This is a genomic window from Shewanella sp. SM73 (assembly GCF_025653795.1).
Classification (GTDB): Bacteria; Pseudomonadota; Gammaproteobacteria; order Enterobacterales; family Shewanellaceae; genus Shewanella; species Shewanella oncorhynchi.
In genome coordinates this window covers 1-17,730 of record NZ_JAKKRY010000007.1, presented here as the reverse complement: position 1 = coordinate 17,730, position 17,730 = coordinate 1, and the positions used below count along the sequence as shown (strand labels likewise).

The window sequence follows — 17,730 nt, the reverse complement described above, 5'->3', positions numbered from 1 at the left end:
CCTACACTTTTTGAGATTTAAGCACTGAAATGACCATAAAAGTGTAACATTGTACACTTTTAGGTGGCTTGTCATTTTCAACAATCCAAAAGTGTAGTTCTGTACACTTTTATATTGAATGGGGCTGGTTTTAGGGCTAAGGTGTATGAAGTTACACTTTTGGAGATGATGATGGCATCACCGCTAAATCAACAATCCCTCGGCTTGTTAATTAAAGAACGAAGGAAAAGTGCTGCTCTTACTCAAGACGTGGCGGCCATGCTGTGCGGCGTAACCAAAAAAACGCTGATCCGAGTTGAAAAAGGTGAGGATGTTTATATCTCAACCGTATTCAAAATTCTTGATGGTCTGGGGATTGATATCGTTTCGGTTCAAACCAGCGACACCGAAACTAACGGCTGGTATTAACCTATGAGTACTTCCAAAAAGCTCACGTTAGAGATGCACCTCGGTGATTTAATTATCGGGGAGTTATCCTTTGATGCGACGACCGACACCTTTGCGGTGGATTACACCAAAGACTGGCAACAAAGTGGATTCCCACTATCCCCAACAATTCCCTTAGATGGCACAGGAAGTAGCAGTCAGATATCGATGTTTTTGGTTAACTTATTACCGGAAAACAAAGGATTAGATTATCTAATTGAATCTCTTGGCGTCTCCAAGGGAAATACGTTTGCCTTGATCCGTGCAATTGGTCTGGATACCGCAGGTGCTGTTGCTTTTGTTCCTAAAGGGGCTTTGCTGCCTGAAACACAATTACGGCCAATTAAGGCTGAAGAAGTTATTCAGCGAATTGAAGATCCCACAATGTGGCCTATGGAAATTTGGGACGGCAAACCTCGACTGTCGGTAGCGGGTGTACAACCTAAATTAAACCTGTTTTATAACGGTGAAGAATTTGCATTTGCCGAAGGCGCGCTTTCATCAACCCATATTGTTAAATTCGAAAAATATCGCCATTTAGTGCTCAATGAATTTATAACGATGCGCTTAGCTAAGGCGATTGGAATGAATGTTGCTAATGTTGATATCGTTCATTTTGGAGATTACAAAGTACTCTGTGTCGAACGCTTTGACCGACGTTATATACCAAATGCGCAAAGGGTATTAAGAAGGCATATTGTCGATAGCTGCCAAGCTCTTGGTTTTAGTGTTAGCAAAAAATATGAACGTAATTTTGGTTCAGGGCGTGATGTTAAAGATATTCGTGAAGGGGTAAGTTTTAACAGGCTCTTTAGTCTCGCAGCAAAATGCTGTAATCCAGTGGCTGCTAAACAGGATATGTTGCAATGGGCGCTATTCAATTTACTGACCGGTAATGCCGATGCACACGGTAAAAACTACTCGTTTTTTATGACGCCAAGCGGAATGGAGCCAACTCCTTGGTACGATTTGGTCAGCGTGGCTATGTATGAGGATTTTGAACAACAGCTTGCGATGGCAATCGATGACGAATTTGATCCAAACAGCATTTACGCTTATCAATTGGCCGCATTTATTGATGGCTTAGGTTTACCAAGAAATTTATTAATCAGTAACTTAACGACAATAGCGCGAAGAATACCGCAGGCAATAGCTGAGGTGGTTTCAATGCTTCCAGCCCTCGATGAGAGTGAAACATCATTTGTGGCTCTTTACAAAGCGCAGTTGCTGGCGAGATGTGATCGTTACCTTAGTTTTGCCGCCGAGGTCAGGGATGTCAAAGTGTAGCTCTAGCTACATCTTATCACCCAGCGGTAATTTCGCAGGGGGGAGTGAAATACTGTGGCCTTGGCATCGGCAGTTAAACCCAAAAGAGTTATGTCTGCCCCATCTTTGTCGTTTGGCCGCAACATCTTTTAAAAATTTATTAATGTTTTCGATGCCTGTCCCATCTTTGTCGATGTCATGGGCTGGCTATGATCGCCATGGCTAAGCAATTCCCAAACTGAAGGGGGCAAAACCGGCTTACCTTAATAAGCAGTTAGTCGATTTCAAAACAGGCTTACGCCTCGATCCCTTAATGCAATCACAGATCAGTGCGTTAACGGCCGAGCAATTACAAGATGTGGCGCTGTTTTACAGTCAGCAAGAGATCCCCAATCTCAGTGCAAATTAGTGCGGCTAGCCTTTTGATTGCTGACAAGTGCAAGCGAAGTGGTTAGCATCATTGTCATCGGCTCATGGCGACTACACTTCTGGGAATAGCTTTGATGGTAATGGCATTGATAAATAAAAGAAAAATAGCATCTCTTATTGGTGTTCTGGTTTTACTACCAGTATGGGGATATGCCCTGCAAGCGCCTGAGGTTAGCGAAGCGGATAACTGTCAGCATGTCAGCGGTTCCGAACAACACTCTGACCACTGTGAACGCAATGCGGATCATACCGCCTACGATAAATTCGATGGCGTGGTATACCGTGGCGTCATTAATGCTAAGCCCATCACGCTGGAAATTATTGGTCAAGGCAACCAATATCGAATGACCGTTGATGGCCATGTGACGCTTGGGGAGCTGAATACCGAGCGCGGGTTTGAGCAGGATGAAAACGCTTCGCTCTTTATCTTTAACTGGCAACAGCCTGAAGCAGAACAGATAAAGTTTGTTAAATTATCCAGAGACCATTCGGTACTGGTGTGGGTTGATGCCAATGGCCAGCTTGATAACACCGCAACCCTGCATACGCGATAAAAAAGAAGCGACTTGTATACCCTTTCAAGATGAACATTTAACTCTTAAGCCAAAGATGGGATAAGCATCGCTTTTTAGGTAAATCTAACGAGCCATCCATTGTGAAATTTGCAGAGTGTATGCTTATACAAAGGCATACAGATAACTGGAGAGTTGGTTGAATTAAGCATTGGCATGTAAGTGACTGTTGACGGCATGGCCGCTCTTTCACATCCATGTGATCGCGGCATTTGCACTTCCGTATGCAGCAGATGCCGTCGTCGAGCCCTCATGGATACTTCTTGTGAAATAAAAGGGGTGGCGTGTCACTGGAATGACAGTGCTTAATCATCAGCTTCCGCTGTTAAGCAGCAAACGAGCAGCAAAATAGTCTTCCGACCTTTGATAAGATCGAAAGCGAGGACAGACATATTTCTTTCTGAGTTATTTACAAGAAAAATATAGGTATCTTTGAGTATTCCAAGCTTCTATCACTTGGCCGTAGGGTGATATAAAAATGGCAGTCTTACGTGTGATAGATTGGAGACTATCTCGATGATAAATTGGTTGAATACTAGTATATTGGCAGACATTTAAGCTGAACAAAAATAGTGGGTTAAGCTCTTTTTCTCAATTACAATGCACTATTTTCATTCGCTAAATGCGGCATTAAACGAGCAGGAAACCCAGTATGAATATCCCAATGATTACCGCGCTTCAGAGTGCTATTACCGAAGCGCTCGAGAGTATACCAACCGCTGAGGCGGAGCATATCTATGCATTATCTTTCTATATCAACAACGAATATGACGATCCCCGTCTACCTACGCTGACAGTCGGCTATAACACAGTCGACGAGTGGCATGCCTCGATTCCAAAGGCTTCTAGCTCTGACGAAGCAAAATGGAACTATGCCTTCTGGCTTCAAAACGAACTCCTCGTCTTTGGGGATCCTGACTCTCAGACTGCGGATATCTTAGCTCGCTGGGTGGCCGATCTCGGTCTCGGGTACAGTGATGCGGAGGAAGATGTCGATTTTGATCGCTGCCTTGAGCTCGGTCAGGAGATAACCGAGCAATTTGTTGCCGCAGTATGCGTTGTCGCTTCTACACTCCATTCCAACTTAACCGTTAGTCGCGTTTTTGGTCGTTCGGTACCCATCATAGTTCACGAGCTCGAGTACTATAACGAGATCGCAGATCAGACAGAGGCCTGTAACCCTCCCAGACTCGCCGAAGAGTTCGTTTCTTGGGTGCGCTCAATCTAACGTTAGTTATTAGTTATAGGTGGTAAGGATATAGGGCAGATTGGTTGGCGGCGGTTCAATAATTCTAATCACAGAGCTTAATCACATAGCTAATCACATAACAAAAAGGATGCATCGATGAACGATGGGCAATACAAAAAGGGGCTTGAGGTGCGTCGTGCTGTGATGGGCGATAGCTATGTGGATAAGGCGCTCAATAGTGCGACGGATTTTACCCAGCCGCTGCAAGATTTAGTTACGGCCAATTGCTGGGGTGAGGTTTGGGTGCGTGATGCCATTTCAAGGCAAACGCGCAGTTTGATTATCATAGCGACGCTGGCGGCATTAAAGGCGCCGACTGAGTTAAAGGGCCATGTGCGGGGCGCGCTAAACAATGGCTGCTCGGTTGAAGAGATCCAAGAAGTCTTACTGCATTGCACCGTTTACTGCGGTATGCCTGCGGGGATTGAGGCTTTTCGAGCGGCGAAAGAAGCGATTGAGGAGTGGCAGGCGCAACACAGTTAGCTCACTTGGTATTAATCATTTTGAGCGTCAATGGCTTTGAGGTTTAGTTGCTGTGAGATTTAGTTACTTTGCGGTTTAGTGGTTTTAACATTCGCTAGGGGAGCTGAGTTACGCGGATTCCCCTAGCGCATGATGGCTACAAACTTGAACAGTCTGCGCTTATTTTTGTAACTGGGCTTTTGCGGCTTCTACTTTTGAGAAATCCAAACCGAGTTCAAGCACGGCTTCTTTGAGCAAGGCCGGTTTCTGCATCACTAGTCCCAGCAGTTGTTGTAATTTTTCGGCTGGGATGCCTAATTGACCGAGCGTGCCCATCGCCATTAATGGATTTTCGGTTAATGTTTGAAACAGTTCTTGAATTTTAGCGTTACTGACGTTGTGTTCTTTTAAGATGGCAATAATGGGATTCATTGCATTACCTTGTTGATATGAAAGTTAAACAGGTGCCGATTTTATCACAGTTCTGCCAGAGTGGTTGCCTCACACATGCGTACCTGTTGGATGTTGCCACGCTTTGCCTATGCCATTAAGCGCATTAGATTTTATTCCCAATAAGCTTTACTCTGGTGACGTATTCCCCAAAATCTGCCGATAAAACCTGAGCGACTGTCGTGCATCTTGAGCCGTTGCATTGGATATTATGGCTCTAGATATCATGACTCTAAGATATTGTGGCTCTAGATATTATTACCTTAGATATCATGGAGCAATACGATTGGGTAATCGCTGGCTTTTATCATCCCTTAAAAAAGAAAGGAACTGTGGTTATGCTTGATGTTGTCGCGAACCAAGACAAAAGTATTGTGGTTAAACAGTTGCGATACGGGCGTGATAATGAGGTGTTAGTCGTCGATGAGTGGCAACTGCATCCTGCTGAACATTGGGCGATTTTCGCGACCGACAGTTATTGTGGTTCCTTGCTTGGGCGAATATTAACGGGTGATATTCTGCCCGATGAAGGGACGATTGCTGGCCTGCCGCAACGTATCGGCTGGGTGTCACTTGGACTGCAACAAGCATTGCTGGAGCGCGAGTTAGAAAAAGACGAACTGGATTACGGTTCGAGTGTCGAATCCTTAGTGTTGGAATGCTGCCAAGATGCCAAGCAACTCCCAGCATTATTACAAAAGGTTGGACTTGAGCCGCTGCGCCTGCGTGGTTTTCGGCAGTTATCCACGGGCGAAACGCGCAGAGTCATGCTGGCACGTGCACTGGCAATGTTACCGCAATTGCTGATTTTAGATGACCCTTATGCTGGGCTCGATGCTGAACATCAGGCGAGTTTATCTGAGCTGCTGAGTGAAGTGGCCGAGCATAGCCAGTTGCTGATCATTACCTCTCGCCAAGAAGAATTGCCGCCGTGCATCAGCCATGTGGCGCTGTTTAATGGTGAGATGCTCAAATCGGGGCAGAGTGTGCACAAACTCAGCCCGTCGATGTCGATTGAGCAATGGCACAATCATCCTGTGATGGCGCAGTTGAATGCGTTATCGGCGCAGCGTAGTGATGAACTCTTGGCCTTGATGGAGCGGCAAAGGCACAACGCCGAGGCGTTTGATCCTCTGGTCGAGATTAAAAATGGCAAAGTGGAATATGTCAGTGGGCTGATTTTCAGCGGCGTGAATTGGCGCATCGAGGCGGGGCAACATTGGCAAGTTCGCGGCCCAAATGGCTGTGGTAAAAGCACTTTGCTGGGGCTGATTTTAGGCGACCATCCCCAATGCTATAGCAATGACATCACGCTCTTTGGCCGACCTCGCGGAAGCGGCGAGAGTATATGGCAGATTAAACAACGGATTGGCATAGTATCGTCGGCGCTACACTTGCAATATCGCGTCAGTTGCTCGGCATTAGATGTGCTGCTTTCGGGCTTTTTTGACTCTATTGGCCTGTACCATAAACCCACTAAACCTCAGCTGGATTTGGCGAAGGAATGGTTGGCTATTTTGCACATGACAGGGCTGGCGAGCACGAGCTTTAAGAAGCTCGATTATGGTCAGCAGCGGTTATTGCTGATAGGTCGTGCCTTGATTAAACAGCCACTGTTACTGATTTTAGATGAGCCGTATCAGGGCTTAGATTTTATCAATCGCACCTTAGTGATGCGGGCGCTGGAGATGATAGCCGAGCATCATCTGAGCCAATTGCTTTACGTGTCGCACCATAGGGAAGATGCCTTACCTGCGATTAAAAACTTTGTCGATTTTATTAAGCAAGATGACGGCTATTCGGTACAGGTGAACTACTGTGAGTCTGAGGATTAAACCCTTTTAAATCAGTAAATGCCACCTATCACAGCAGCTTAACGGCTGCTTATTTGTTTTGAGAGTTTGTCATTATCCCTCAGCACTCCAACGCAGATTAAAACTGACCTTAATGGGCGCTAGCCATTGAGTGTGTTAGTCACGCCAGACAGCAGTTCTGTTAATTAGTCATGCTTGATATAGGTAACTGTGAGCCGTCTTACAGTTTTGAATGTCGTTGGCGCGAATAATAGTTTCTGGCCTAGGCCAGAAACTCGTGACAGTTTTATGGTTCCTCCACCGAACTTATTCATCAAGTCAGTTATCACGCTTGAGAATCCAGAACGATGGACTCCCTTAGCTAGATGAGCCTTAGATGAGCTTTAGTTGAGCCCTAGATGAGCCTGAGTGTCGTGCGCTGTAAACAAGATGTGCACTAAGACCTAAAACACGATTTCAAGATATTTAAGACGACTTAAAGATAAAAACATTTATGCCAAGACCCAAAAAATGCCGTCAATTATCGAGCTGTGTGCCCTGTAGCCTATTTAAGCCTAATGGGATCCCTGCGGTTAAATTAACTCATATTCAATTAGAGGCCGATGAGTTTGAGGCCCTCGAACTGGGTGACGTCAAAAGATTAAGCCAGATCGAAGCCGCGGCCTTGATGGGGATCTCTCGGCAAACCTTTGGATACCTTCTCGCCAATGCCCGTAAAAAGGTGGCGACGGCTATCACTCAAGGTCAAGCCTTGAGGCTGCCAACCCAAACAGACAAGGAGTTATCATGATTATTGCCATGCTGATGAGCCGCGAACGCCTCGCCAGTCACTTTACTAAAGCCCTACAAATTGGCTTTTATAATGAACAGTTTCAGCTGATTAAGCTGGTCGATAACCCGGCAATTGAGGGTGACTGTAGTGCTAAAAAAGCCTTATTAGAGCTGATTATTCAACAAGGTACCGACATTGTACTTGTGCAGAATATCGGTGAGCGCATGTTAGGAAAGTTGCTCGATGCGGGGATTAGCGTGAGTAAAGGCAGTGCGAGCCAAACAGTGGTGACTTTGCTGGCACAAACGGCGGATCTTAATCTTAGGTCGACGGATGCATCTCAAGGTCGCGCTTCACTCAAACATGCAGCCAAGGGCGGATGCTGTCATTCTACAGGTGACGGCTGCGGTTGCAGCGGCAAGGCTAACGCAGCCACAGGCTCAACACGTCTAATAAATACACTAGCAACACAGGTTAAGCTTGATAAGTCAGTGCATTACGCTGGGTTTAGACCCTTGGTAAACAAATAATCTCAGTGTTTAATTTGAATTATTCCGTCACGATTAAACCATAGGGGCGGGCAAGCGCCCCTCGAATATCCGCTAACGAAAACACCTTGGAAAAACGTCCAAAGGTTTTGCCATAAAACACACATTCCACCACAGGCAAGGCAAATACATTGCGGCTCGCCGCTATCTCACCTTGGGCTTGGCAATCAATATAGGCCATCCGCATTTGCGGGAACTCTTGCGCCAACATCTCTGCAATTCTCGGTTTGAGCGTTTGACACACACCGCAGTCCGGCGCGCCAAATAACAACAGCACCGCAGCATGCTCAGTTAACATGGACTCAAGCATCTCAGGTGAGTCAATTTGCGTGATGATATCAGTGTACATGCGTTGCCATTTGGAAGTTGTTATGGGTATGAATTCATGGGCTAGTTTGCGTATTTCTAGGGTTAAAGCCAGCCCATTGTTACCACGCTACTACCGATAAATTGACCAAGGTAGAATAAGCCAAGCATGAGAAGCCCGATACTGGCAGCAATCACTCCGATTTGCTGTATGCCTGTCAGGCTATCTCGCCATTGTTTTAGATTATTTATCATTTCACTACTAGTGACCTGCTACCTGCTACCTGCTACCTGCTACCTGCTCAGGCTTAAGGTTATACGCGTGACTTTACATATGTCGCATCGCTAACTGCACCACTGGCGCTCGCAGGGAATGCCATCATCGTCACCATCCATTTGAGTATTGGGGCAATGTTGGATGTAGAAAGTCGCCTCAGCACAGGAACTCATGTGGCTGCAATGGGTTTTACCCGCTTCACATTGGAATCTTGGTGTTGCAGTTTCATATATGGGCATTCTCTTAATGTCTTCATTCGTGAGGACTGGTACTTCATCGATTGCAGGAGCTTCGTTGAATTCTTGGTATTGTTTAAAGCCAAAGATAACTATGGCCACGATTATCAGCAGCGGGATTATCGTATTAAAAGAGGATTTTCGTGAGTTATGGTGATGCGCTTTGTCTTTGTTATTGAAGTTGAAGGTTTCATTGCGTGATTGGACATGAGAGTGGGAGCGCGGTGTTGCACTCGCTGCAACGACAGCGACGCCTTCAATTGAGGCGATAACCGCTTTTCTCTTGCCGTCATTTTGCACTTCCGTTTGATACAGAATGCTGTCGCCCACTATGGGTTTTCTCGCCATCTTTTTCAGCACTGAAATGTGAATAAACACATCTTGGGCTGCATTTTTTTCAGGCTGAATAAAGCCAAATCCCTTTTCATCGTTCCAGCGTACCAGTACGCCTCTATCCATGAGCATTTTCTATGTCCTTAATTTAACCGCTTAATATTTTTAGTTATTGAATATCAATACTTACTTGAGTCGTTCAGATTTATCTTTTTTAAGGAGCAAACCGTACTTAGGTTGACGAATCGGCTATTCAATGTTGGATGCTAAGTTACTCAAGCAAAGGAAGTTTTGCAATTTTTTATCTTGAATTTGCTTATGTGTGACTCATTCGCATTGAGTGTATGGCGGTGGGGAAATGTGAGCACTTAGCAGAAACGGTTGGCATTTTGGTAAATTCAATACAAACAATAGATTGCATTAATAATAAACAAATTGATCAAAAAATGTGCATGAAAACTTGCGATTTTACTGTGTGCTACATAGTATTTACTGTGTGGTACACAGTGTGTGTGACACAGTGTTAAGGACAGGAATTCGACAATGACAAGTTCACAGCTAGTCAAAATGCGACTCGAGTTGCGCCGTGGGGTATTAGTGTTGGCGGTACTGGGATTATTAAAACAAGCCCACTACGGTTATTCGCTCCGCAAACAGTTGCAGGAAGGTGGTATTGATATTGACGAAGGGACTCTGTATCCCTTAGTGCGCCGCCTAGCCGATCAAGGATTGTTGGATAGTGAGTGGCGACAGGCCGAAGGGCGTGAGCGTCGTTATTACCAATTGTCGTCATTGGGGGCTGAGTTGCTCAGTCAACTGACCGATGAATGGCTGCAACTTAATGGCGCCTTGGCTTTTTTACTGGAGCAAAGCGCTGACACTAATGGCTCAGATATGAAAAGCTCAGACGAGAGTGCAGAGGAGATTTGATATGGAATTAGTCGATCGCTATATCGCCGCGGTGCAGCGAGAATTGCCCGAGAACAAACGTCAGGAAATAGGCCGTGAATTAAAAGCTAATATCTGCGACCAATTGGATGCCCTATCTGAACAAGGCGAATTGACTGAAGCGCAAATTGTCGCGGTATTAAAGCAAATGGGTCATCCCTGTAAGGTCGCCCAGCAATTTGTTCCGGCAGTACCTATTATTGCCTCTGAGGATATTCCGCTTTTTAAACATACACTTTTCACTGTGCTTGGGGTCTTGTTTGTGCTGCAGGTAGTGGGCGGCACGACTCAATGGTTGGGCTCTGCAGAGGGGGATCTATTAGGATTTATCCACCATATTGCCAAAGGTTTTATCGGCGATGCCTGTCTTGCCTTTACCGCTATCCTGTTGGCCTTTTGGAGTTTCTCGGCTCAGGGGAAACCCCTATCTGGCAGCAATTGCCAAAAATGGCAGCCGCAGAATTTGCCTAAGGTTGGGCCCGGTTGGCAGCATATTAGTTTAAGCGATGTGTTTACCGATCTGGCGACATATCTTTTTCTCTTACTTGTGATCTGGTGTTCTGTGTGGATGAGTAGCGAGCAATTAGCCGCGCGGACTGTGATTTTCAGCGTCAATGCTCAGCAATTACTGCAATGGTTTAGCCCTATTATTTTGCTGTCTATGGGCAATAGTCTCTGGCAACTACGCCGCCGAGTGTGGACTACTGAATTGTTACTGGCGAATATGGGGATCAATCTTGCTTATGCCTCGTTCTTAGTCTTTCTGGCCTTTAGTTCGCCACTATTACAAAGCCAAGTACAAAACCAAGGAGCTGAATTAAATGGGGAATTTACGTTATTACAGTTAGAACATTGGCTAAGTTATACTCTAGTGATTGCCGCTATGTTCCCTGGCTATGAGGTGATTCGCGATGGGTTGCGTTGGCGTAAACTCGCAAGCAAATAAGTAAGGTTTAACCTAGATTTTATAGGTGAGCTTTATTCACTTTTTCATTAAAGACATGGCCTGATCAGCATGATTGAACAGGCTTTTTACATTAGTGCCATCTTCTGTGGAGAAAAGTAAGCCACGACTTTTACAGTCGATGCTGATTTATTCTGGGGTATCGCCATGATTCATTTCATTATTAAGCGATTCTTGAGCCTGTTGTTTGTAGGTGTCAAATATGCCTTCTTGCTTCATCTGTTTGAGCTCACGAGCAAGATTAACGGCGAGTGCCGCGTGACGTTTATTTAAGTAACCATAGCTGGTGAGTTCTTCTAGGGTGGCAATCGCGATTATTTTGCTGCCTTGAAACTCAGGCGTTTGTAATAAATCCAATGAGCTTGCCTCCGTATCAATATAGATATCGATTCGGTCGCGGAGCATTTTACGAAAGGAGCTCGCGGGGGATGAAGATTCAGTCAGACGCTCCTTAGGAATGAGTCCCTTTAGCTTTTGTTCTGCGAGGAACACGCCTCGATAGTATTCGATCTTGTATCGACTCTTTTGCAGCGCTTGCCAGTCAGGTATTTTGATTTCGGGATTGTGCGCAAAGGCAATTAAATGGGTATCGATAACCGGTTCTTCAATTCGAATGAGGTTGGTAAACTTTTCGCCATAATGAGATACACGCCCCGGCTCGCCATCCACTTTACCTGAGTCCGCCATCATACTGGCGCGGGCTGCAGGAACCACTTGATACGAGAAGTCATATCCTAAGCGTTCAAAGGCTTGGGCGTAAATCAGTTCAGCCCATTTAAAGTAGAAGTTATGTTTGGGGTCCTCATAAAACGCCATCGTAATGATAGGTTTATCAGCAATCATCGCTGTGGTTTCTGCTGTTGATTTGCTGGTTGCATGAACCGAGACACAAAAGAAAAGGCCTACCCACACACTCCAAATGTGCATATTGCTCCATCGTTGCATAGCGTGTCTCTCAAAGTGTTGAGTTATTTAGAGTATAGCTAGCCTGATAAATGGGTTCATTTTTATTCAAGCAAGATTATTTTATTTCCATGATTTCGCACTAACACATGGTTGAAATGTGATCTGCTGGCGGACATTTTGTCCTTTTGGGTTTAAAAATGTGCGATACGGCACATAGAAATGATATTTGCCTGTATTTTGCTGGTTTTTTATTCATCAGAGTTTGAGCTTGATCGGTTTTTTGCTTGTAAATAAGGCGTTAAATCCCTGCCGTCTATCACCTGTAGTAGGAAAGAAAGGATGAAATCGGGACTGGGATTATCAGGAATGCGGTTATCAAAGCTTTGGTTATCAATGACGTGGTTATTACCTCTTTGTTGTTTATCGAGTGCCGTAGTGGCAGAGGCGGCAACGGACAATATTGAACGCCTAGAGGTGCGCGGCAGGCAAATTAACACCTTAGGCCATAGCACTTCGGCATCTGAGGGAATAGTCGGCGCGGCAGAAATCGAGAGTCGCCCCCTATTACGAACCGGCGAAATCCTCGAATTTGTTCCTGGGATGATAGTCACTCAGCACAGTGGTTCGGGTAAGGCGAATCAGTATTTCTTACGCGGCTTTAATTTGGATCATGGCACAGACTTTAATACTCGAGTCGATGGTATGCCTGTGAATATGCGAACCCATGGGCATGGTCAGGGTTATACGGATCTTAACTTTTTGATCCCTGAACTTATAGGCGAGATCCGTTATGCCAAAGGCGCTTATTATCCTGAGGTGGCCGATTTTTCTGGCGCGGGTGCTGCGCAATTACTGCTGGCTGATCAACTCCCCCATAACCAAGTTGGGGTGACGTTGGGTGAATATGGCTACCAGCGACTCGTGGCGACTCAGGAGCTAAATACTGACATGGGTCGTTTTATTTGGGGTGGTGAGGCACAAACCTATGATGGCCCGTGGACGGATATTGATGAGGATGTGAGTAAGATCAGTGTCGTCGGGCGTTATTTAACTCGGCTCGGCGAGGGTGACTTGAGCGTCACTATGATGGCCTACGACAACAGCTGGAATTCGGCGGATCAGATCCCCGCCCGTGCGGTGGATTCTGGATTAATTGATTTTTATGGATCTTTAGATAAAGACGTCGGCGGTGAATCTAACCGTTATAGCGTTTCAGCTAATTACGATGCGGGTGATTGGCAGGGAAATGTCTACGCTATTCGCTCGACTATGAATTTATTCTCTAATTTTACCTATTTTTTAAACGATCCCATCAATGGTGATGAGTTTGAACAAGTTGATGAACGCACGATTTGGGGCGGCGATCTCAAGCGTGATTGGCAGACTTCACTTGGTGGCACTCAACTGAATTACAGTGTGGGCGGCGATGTGCGTTATGACGATATTGGCGCAGTGGGTTTGTATAACACTCAGGCGCGACAATGGCTGAATACGGTAAGGCTTGATGAAGTGCAAGAGTTGTCGAGTGGCATCTTTGGCAAAGTTGAGTGGCTGCCAGCTGATCAATGGCGTTTTAATCTTGGGCTGCGTTACGATTATTTTGATGTGCAGGTCGACAGTGATAATCCGCTTAACAGTGGCGATGCGTCCGATGGTATGTTCAGCCTCAAAGCCGGTGCTTCTTATTTGTGGAGCGATAATCTTGAGTTATATGTTAATGCAGGCCAAGGGCTACATTCGAACGATGCCCGCGGTGCGACGATTAAGGTTGACCCAGTGAGTGGCGATGAGGTCGAAAAAGTCGATCTCCTCGTGCGCTCAAATGGCGGCGAATTTGGGGTGAAATACTATGACAGGGACTTTATTAATTTCTCTGCTGCGATCTGGTATCTGCAACTAGATTCAGAATTAGTATTTGTGGGCGATGCGGGTAACACTGAGCCGAGTCGTGCATCTGAACGTTATGGTGCTGAATTAACGGCTTATTATTGGCTGAATGAGGCAATCAGTATCGATATGGAATTAGCGTGGACTAACGCCAGATTTACTGAAAATGAATTTGAAGAGGGCAAGTATATCGATGGCGCGGTTCCCTTTGTTGCCAGTGCGGGCATCACCTATCGACCCGATGGCGATGGCCTGTATTCGAGTGTACGCGTGCGGCACCTTGGCGAGCGGGTGCTCGACAGCTTTAATGACCACAAGGCTGATGCGACCACATTAGTTAACCTCGCATTAGGATACGAGTTCCGCCGCTTCGATACTAAGCTTGAGCTGCTCAATGTGTTTGATAGTAAAGATCACGACATAGATTACTTTTATGCCTCTCGTTTGCCCGGCGAAGCAGCCGAAGGCGTTGAAGATCAGCATTATCATCCTGTTGAGCCACGAATGGTGAGAGTCAGCGTGAGTTATCATTTTTAGTGATATTCATCTGTTAAGGCGATATCTAAGGTTATTACGTATGTCGCCGAGCAAAAATGTATCTCAATTAAGCGTCCAGATAGTTGGGCGCTTTTGTTTTTCAGCGGCACTCATTTAAGCGCTAATTTAAGCACTAATCTAAGCCCAAATCGCTTCAAACTATGTGGCTGCAATAATTTACTATTCCCGCGTTGACAATGGAGGCTAGAATGATGACGAGTCGATCTGAGTTTCCCCCTGTTTTACAGCTGATGCTATAGGTAATCGCCGCGAGTTATGAGTACTGCAACACCCATTGAAAACATTAACTATTGGCGCCATCCCAGCTTATCAGGCATAGAACTGAGTCAGGCGGAATTCACTCATTTCAGCTTTGATAAACATGTGCATCTGGATTACCACTTAGGTGTAGTCACCCAAGGTGCGCAGCAGTTTGTGAATAAGGGCAGCAGTTATCAACTCGGTCAGCACAGTCTATCGACCTTAAATCCAGACGAAACCCACGATGGCCAGAGCCGCGATGCCGACGGTTATCGGGTGAAAGTCATGTCGATCCCCGTGGAATACATGAATGAAGTGAGCCAAGAACTGGGCTTGAAGGAGCACTTTTTCAGCGCACCTATGGTGGATGACCCGACGCTTTATCAATATTTTATTCAGCTACACGAGCTATTAATTCAAGGCCAATGCAGTGCGCTTGCGGGTGAGTCCCACTTACTGAATTTTATTCATCTGCTGCTGGAGCGTTACCCAAGCGGTATTTCATCTTGCCTATCTAAGCCGAGCCAACAACCCGGGTTATCTAAGTTGCAGGTGAGCTTAGTGAAACAGCGAATTCACGATGAGCCTTGGCATAATACTCAACTTGAAACCTTAGCCAATGAAGTGAATTTAAGTAAGTTTCAGTTTTTACGGCAATTTAAACAGGCAACAGGGATGACTCCCCATGCTTATCTCAAGCGGGTGCGTTTAGAGTTGGCGAAAAAGTCCTTAAGTCATGGCGCTTTAGTGGCGGATGTGGCGCAGCAGTTCGGATTTTTCGATCAAAGTCATTTAAACAAAGCTTTTAAGCAGGCATTCCTATTATCGCCAGTGCAATTTCAGCGGCGTATGCTCTAATTTCCCCGTCTTTCGACGCCGCTGGTTTTTAAAAAACACTGAATAGTGCAATTTATTACAATTCAGCGCTGCGACAAATTGCCATACTGGCTGCCTCAGTTATCGTTATTAACCTTTTTTGCGGAGCCGCATATCTATGGATTTATCTTTATTACTCACCTTGGCTGTAATCCATGTCGTTGCTTTAATCAGTCCCGGACCCGATTTTGCCATTATGGTGAAGATTGCGACTCAGCAGTCCAGAAGCACTGCGGTTACCGCCGCTGTGGGGATTTCAATAGCCATTTTAGCTCATACGATTTTGAGTCTGACCGGTGTGAGTCTACTCATTAAGAGTTCGCACACTCTGTATCTCTTAGTGCAAATTGTGGGCGCTTCTTACCTCGCTTGGATGGGGTTTGGTGCCCTGCGAGCCGGTCTTACGATACTCGCTAAACGTAAAATGAGTGCCAGAGTCCATGCAGGGACAAATGATGATGCTGTTATTAGTGCTGGTGACGTTGAAGGCGTGGCGTCTGTTGCTGGTGGCTTAGGTGGCGCTATGTCGCGCAGGCAAGGTTTTTTGACTGGGCTTTATACCAATCTATTGAATCCGAAAGCATTAGTGTTTTTCTTAACCCTGTTTTCAGCCTTGATTACCCCAAGTGTTACCACAAGCACTAAAATCGCTTCCGCTATTTTGTTGTTGTCTTTGTCATTGGCATGGTTTGGCTTTTTAGCGGTAATGTTGTCAAAGGCGCAGGTGCAACTTAAATTGCAGCGACTAACACCGGTTATCGATGCGGTTATTGGTGTCATCTTTATGTCAGTAGCCTTGGCGATTTACTCAAACCTATTATTAACCGCTTAGTCAGGCGCAGTGTAAATCACCTTAGGTTTTAGTCTGAGGCACTTATGGTATTCTTGGCCTTTAGTCTCAGCAGAGACATTTGGAGTAAGGGATAAAGATGCCATTCGCCTCACGACTTAAGGGAAGCAAATTAGCTGTTTTCAGCCAAGTTAAACTGATGAATATCGCGTTTTCAGCGGCGTTAATATTCAGCGTTATGGGTTTAAGCATCAATGCAAACGCCGCTGATGAAGCCATGCCACAGGAATATATTCCTCTGGTGCAGGGGCTTATCGACGCCGCCAAGGCCAATGATCCTGAAGCGATTGCTAAGCGTGTGGCTTACCCGCTTAAACGTGAATATCCGATCCCAGCGATTCAAAATACGCAGGAAATGATCGCACGTTTCGATCAGGTTTTTGATCCTAAGCTGCTTGAGCAGATCGCCCATTCTAAGATTGAAGCCGATTGGCAGACGATGGGCTGGCGCGGCATTATGCTCGGTAGCGGTGTTGTGTGGCTGGATTTTGATGGCAAGATCATCGCCATTAACTATCAAACACCGGTAGAGGCAAAACTGAAAGCAGAGCTTATTGCTAAGCAACAAACGGCATTACATCCGAGTGTGAGTGAGTTTGTCAGCCCAGCGTTATCTTGGGAGACCGCCAAGTTTACCATTCGTGTCGATGATATGGGGAACAGCCAATACCGCTATGCCGCATGGGCAAAGGGTAAGGCATTGAGTGAAAAGCCAGATTTAGTGCTGAATAAAGGCAAACTCGTTTTTGATGGCAGTGGAGGGAATCATTCATACCAATTTCGCAGCGGCCCATACCAGTATTATTGTTATGTCACCGTCTTAGGCGGCAGCGATAGTCCTCTAGGCGAGCTAGTGGTGTTTAAGAATGACCAAGAAATACTGACACAAGCCGTTATTAAAGCAGACTAGTCTCGTTTCCATATCCCTATGAGTGAGATTTAAAGCCGCGACCCTATGGTGATGGTCGCTGCTTTAATAATCCTAACGATTTCCTTTAGCTAGAAGCTATTGCCCCAAAGTGTGTTTCGTAGTTTGAATGCTTTAATCAAAATCAAAGTCGTGGGGCTTCACCCCACACCCGACCAAGGAGGACTGCTCGTCCTATCAAAAACATATATGGACCCATCCGGTTTGCAAGACATTCGATATCAATTTTGAGAAGAGTTCATTGCACCCATATATTCGGCCTGTTATTGAGGGATTCCTCTGGCCCTGATGGATATTTGCTTCTACTGTCCTTATCATCCCTGCGGCTTCATCAGAGCCTATGTTTTCGTAAGGTTTTTAGTAGATCAGTCTGACTGTCTCATCATCAAATCAAGTGTCTTAGCAACTTGCTGGTTGGTTAATCGTTAACATA

General features: G+C 45.6%; 18 protein-coding genes. 14 read left to right on the top strand and 4 right to left on the bottom strand.

The window, feature by feature from the left end:
- Positions 1-171: 171 nt before the first annotated feature.
- The 5 genes from hipB (at position 172) to L5M51_RS11510 (ending at position 4,425) form a co-directional block, all read left to right on the top strand.
- The gene (gene hipB, locus L5M51_RS11530; RefSeq protein WP_105253052.1) at positions 172-408 is read left to right on the top strand and encodes a type II toxin-antitoxin system antitoxin HipB; all 237 of its coding nucleotides are present in this window, start codon (positions 172-174) and stop codon (positions 406-408) included.
- 3 nt (positions 409-411) lie between these two features.
- Positions 412-1,713, top strand: a complete 1,302-nt coding sequence (locus tag L5M51_RS11525) for a HipA domain-containing protein (RefSeq protein WP_263146637.1) — start codon at positions 412-414, stop codon at positions 1,711-1,713.
- A 488-nt stretch (positions 1,714-2,201) separates the two neighbouring features.
- Complete coding sequence (locus L5M51_RS11520; protein ID WP_263172816.1) at positions 2,202-2,675, top strand: hypothetical protein; 474 nt, start codon at positions 2,202-2,204, stop codon at positions 2,673-2,675.
- A gap of 670 nt (positions 2,676-3,345) precedes the next feature.
- Positions 3,346-3,921 (top strand): hypothetical protein, encoded by a 576-nt coding sequence (locus tag L5M51_RS11515; protein WP_263172813.1) that lies wholly within the window; start codon positions 3,346-3,348, stop codon positions 3,919-3,921.
- 117 nt (positions 3,922-4,038) lie between these two features.
- Positions 4,039-4,425, top strand: a complete 387-nt coding sequence (locus tag L5M51_RS11510) for a carboxymuconolactone decarboxylase family protein (protein WP_263172810.1) — start codon at positions 4,039-4,041, stop codon at positions 4,423-4,425.
- Positions 4,426-4,584: 159 nt separating this feature from the next.
- On the opposite strand, the gene L5M51_RS11505 is transcribed toward L5M51_RS11510, so the two are convergent.
- A complete protein-coding gene (locus L5M51_RS11505; RefSeq protein WP_263146649.1) occupies positions 4,585-4,836 on the bottom strand; it encodes a DUF2999 domain-containing protein in 252 nt (83 codons plus the stop codon).
- A 356-nt stretch (positions 4,837-5,192) separates the two neighbouring features.
- Here L5M51_RS11505 and L5M51_RS11500 point away from each other — a divergent pair, with 356 nt between their 5' ends.
- From L5M51_RS11500 to L5M51_RS11490, 3 genes are all read left to right on the top strand, one after another.
- Entirely contained in the window at positions 5,193-6,689 is a 1,497-nt protein-coding gene (locus tag L5M51_RS11500) for an ATP-binding cassette domain-containing protein (RefSeq protein WP_263146807.1), read from the top strand.
- Positions 6,690-7,161: 472 nt separating this feature from the next.
- On the top strand, positions 7,162-7,458 hold the full coding sequence (locus L5M51_RS11495) for a DUF134 domain-containing protein (protein ID WP_263146652.1): 297 nt from the start codon (positions 7,162-7,164) through the stop codon (positions 7,456-7,458).
- On the top strand, positions 7,455-7,970 hold the full coding sequence (locus tag L5M51_RS11490; RefSeq protein WP_263172806.1) for a NifB/NifX family molybdenum-iron cluster-binding protein: 516 nt from the start codon (positions 7,455-7,457) through the stop codon (positions 7,968-7,970). The genes L5M51_RS11495 and L5M51_RS11490 overlap by 4 nt, the downstream gene beginning before the upstream one ends.
- 19 nt (positions 7,971-7,989) lie before the next feature.
- On the opposite strand, the gene L5M51_RS11485 is transcribed toward L5M51_RS11490, so the two are convergent.
- Both L5M51_RS11485 and L5M51_RS11480 read right to left on the bottom strand, forming a co-directional pair.
- Complete coding sequence (locus L5M51_RS11485; RefSeq protein WP_263146657.1) at positions 7,990-8,337, bottom strand: thioredoxin family protein; 348 nt, start codon at positions 8,335-8,337, stop codon at positions 7,990-7,992.
- Between the two features lie 302 nt (positions 8,338-8,639).
- Positions 8,640-9,272, bottom strand: coding sequence for an excalibur calcium-binding domain-containing protein (locus L5M51_RS11480; RefSeq protein ID WP_263172804.1), 633 nt, complete (start codon positions 9,270-9,272; stop codon positions 8,640-8,642).
- 411 nt (positions 9,273-9,683) lie between these two features.
- Here L5M51_RS11480 and L5M51_RS11475 point away from each other — a divergent pair, with 411 nt between their 5' ends.
- Together L5M51_RS11475 and L5M51_RS11470 are read left to right on the top strand one after the other, a co-directional pair.
- Positions 9,684-10,070 (top strand): PadR family transcriptional regulator, encoded by a 387-nt coding sequence (locus L5M51_RS11475; RefSeq protein ID WP_263164640.1) that lies wholly within the window; start codon positions 9,684-9,686, stop codon positions 10,068-10,070.
- Position 10,071: 1 nt separating this feature from the next.
- Positions 10,072-11,034, top strand: a complete 963-nt coding sequence (locus L5M51_RS11470) for a hypothetical protein (RefSeq protein ID WP_168825534.1) — start codon at positions 10,072-10,074, stop codon at positions 11,032-11,034.
- A 147-nt stretch (positions 11,035-11,181) separates the two neighbouring features.
- On the opposite strand, the gene L5M51_RS11465 is transcribed toward L5M51_RS11470, so the two are convergent.
- Positions 11,182-11,997 (bottom strand): substrate-binding periplasmic protein, encoded by an 816-nt coding sequence (locus L5M51_RS11465; protein WP_263172798.1) that lies wholly within the window; start codon positions 11,995-11,997, stop codon positions 11,182-11,184.
- A gap of 327 nt (positions 11,998-12,324) precedes the next feature.
- On the opposite strand from L5M51_RS11465, the gene L5M51_RS11460 reads away from it, so the two are divergent.
- The 4 genes from L5M51_RS11460 to L5M51_RS11445 all read left to right on the top strand — a co-directional run bounded on the left by L5M51_RS11460 (position 12,325) and on the right by L5M51_RS11445 (position 17,279).
- Positions 12,325-14,382 carry a TonB-dependent receptor gene (locus L5M51_RS11460; RefSeq protein ID WP_411569250.1) on the top strand — a complete coding sequence of 686 codons (2,058 nt, stop codon included), beginning with the start codon at positions 12,325-12,327 and terminating at the stop codon, positions 14,380-14,382.
- Positions 14,383-14,658: 276 nt separating this feature from the next.
- Positions 14,659-15,501, top strand: a complete 843-nt coding sequence (locus L5M51_RS11455) for an AraC family transcriptional regulator (protein ID WP_263172794.1) — start codon at positions 14,659-14,661, stop codon at positions 15,499-15,501.
- 136 nt (positions 15,502-15,637) lie between these two features.
- Positions 15,638-16,351, top strand: coding sequence for a LysE family translocator (locus tag L5M51_RS11450; protein ID WP_263172793.1), 714 nt, complete (start codon positions 15,638-15,640; stop codon positions 16,349-16,351).
- Positions 16,352-16,448: 97 nt separating this feature from the next.
- Positions 16,449-17,279, top strand: coding sequence for a hypothetical protein (locus L5M51_RS11445; RefSeq protein WP_263172790.1), 831 nt, complete (start codon positions 16,449-16,451; stop codon positions 17,277-17,279).
- Positions 17,280-17,730: the final 451 nt, after the last annotated feature.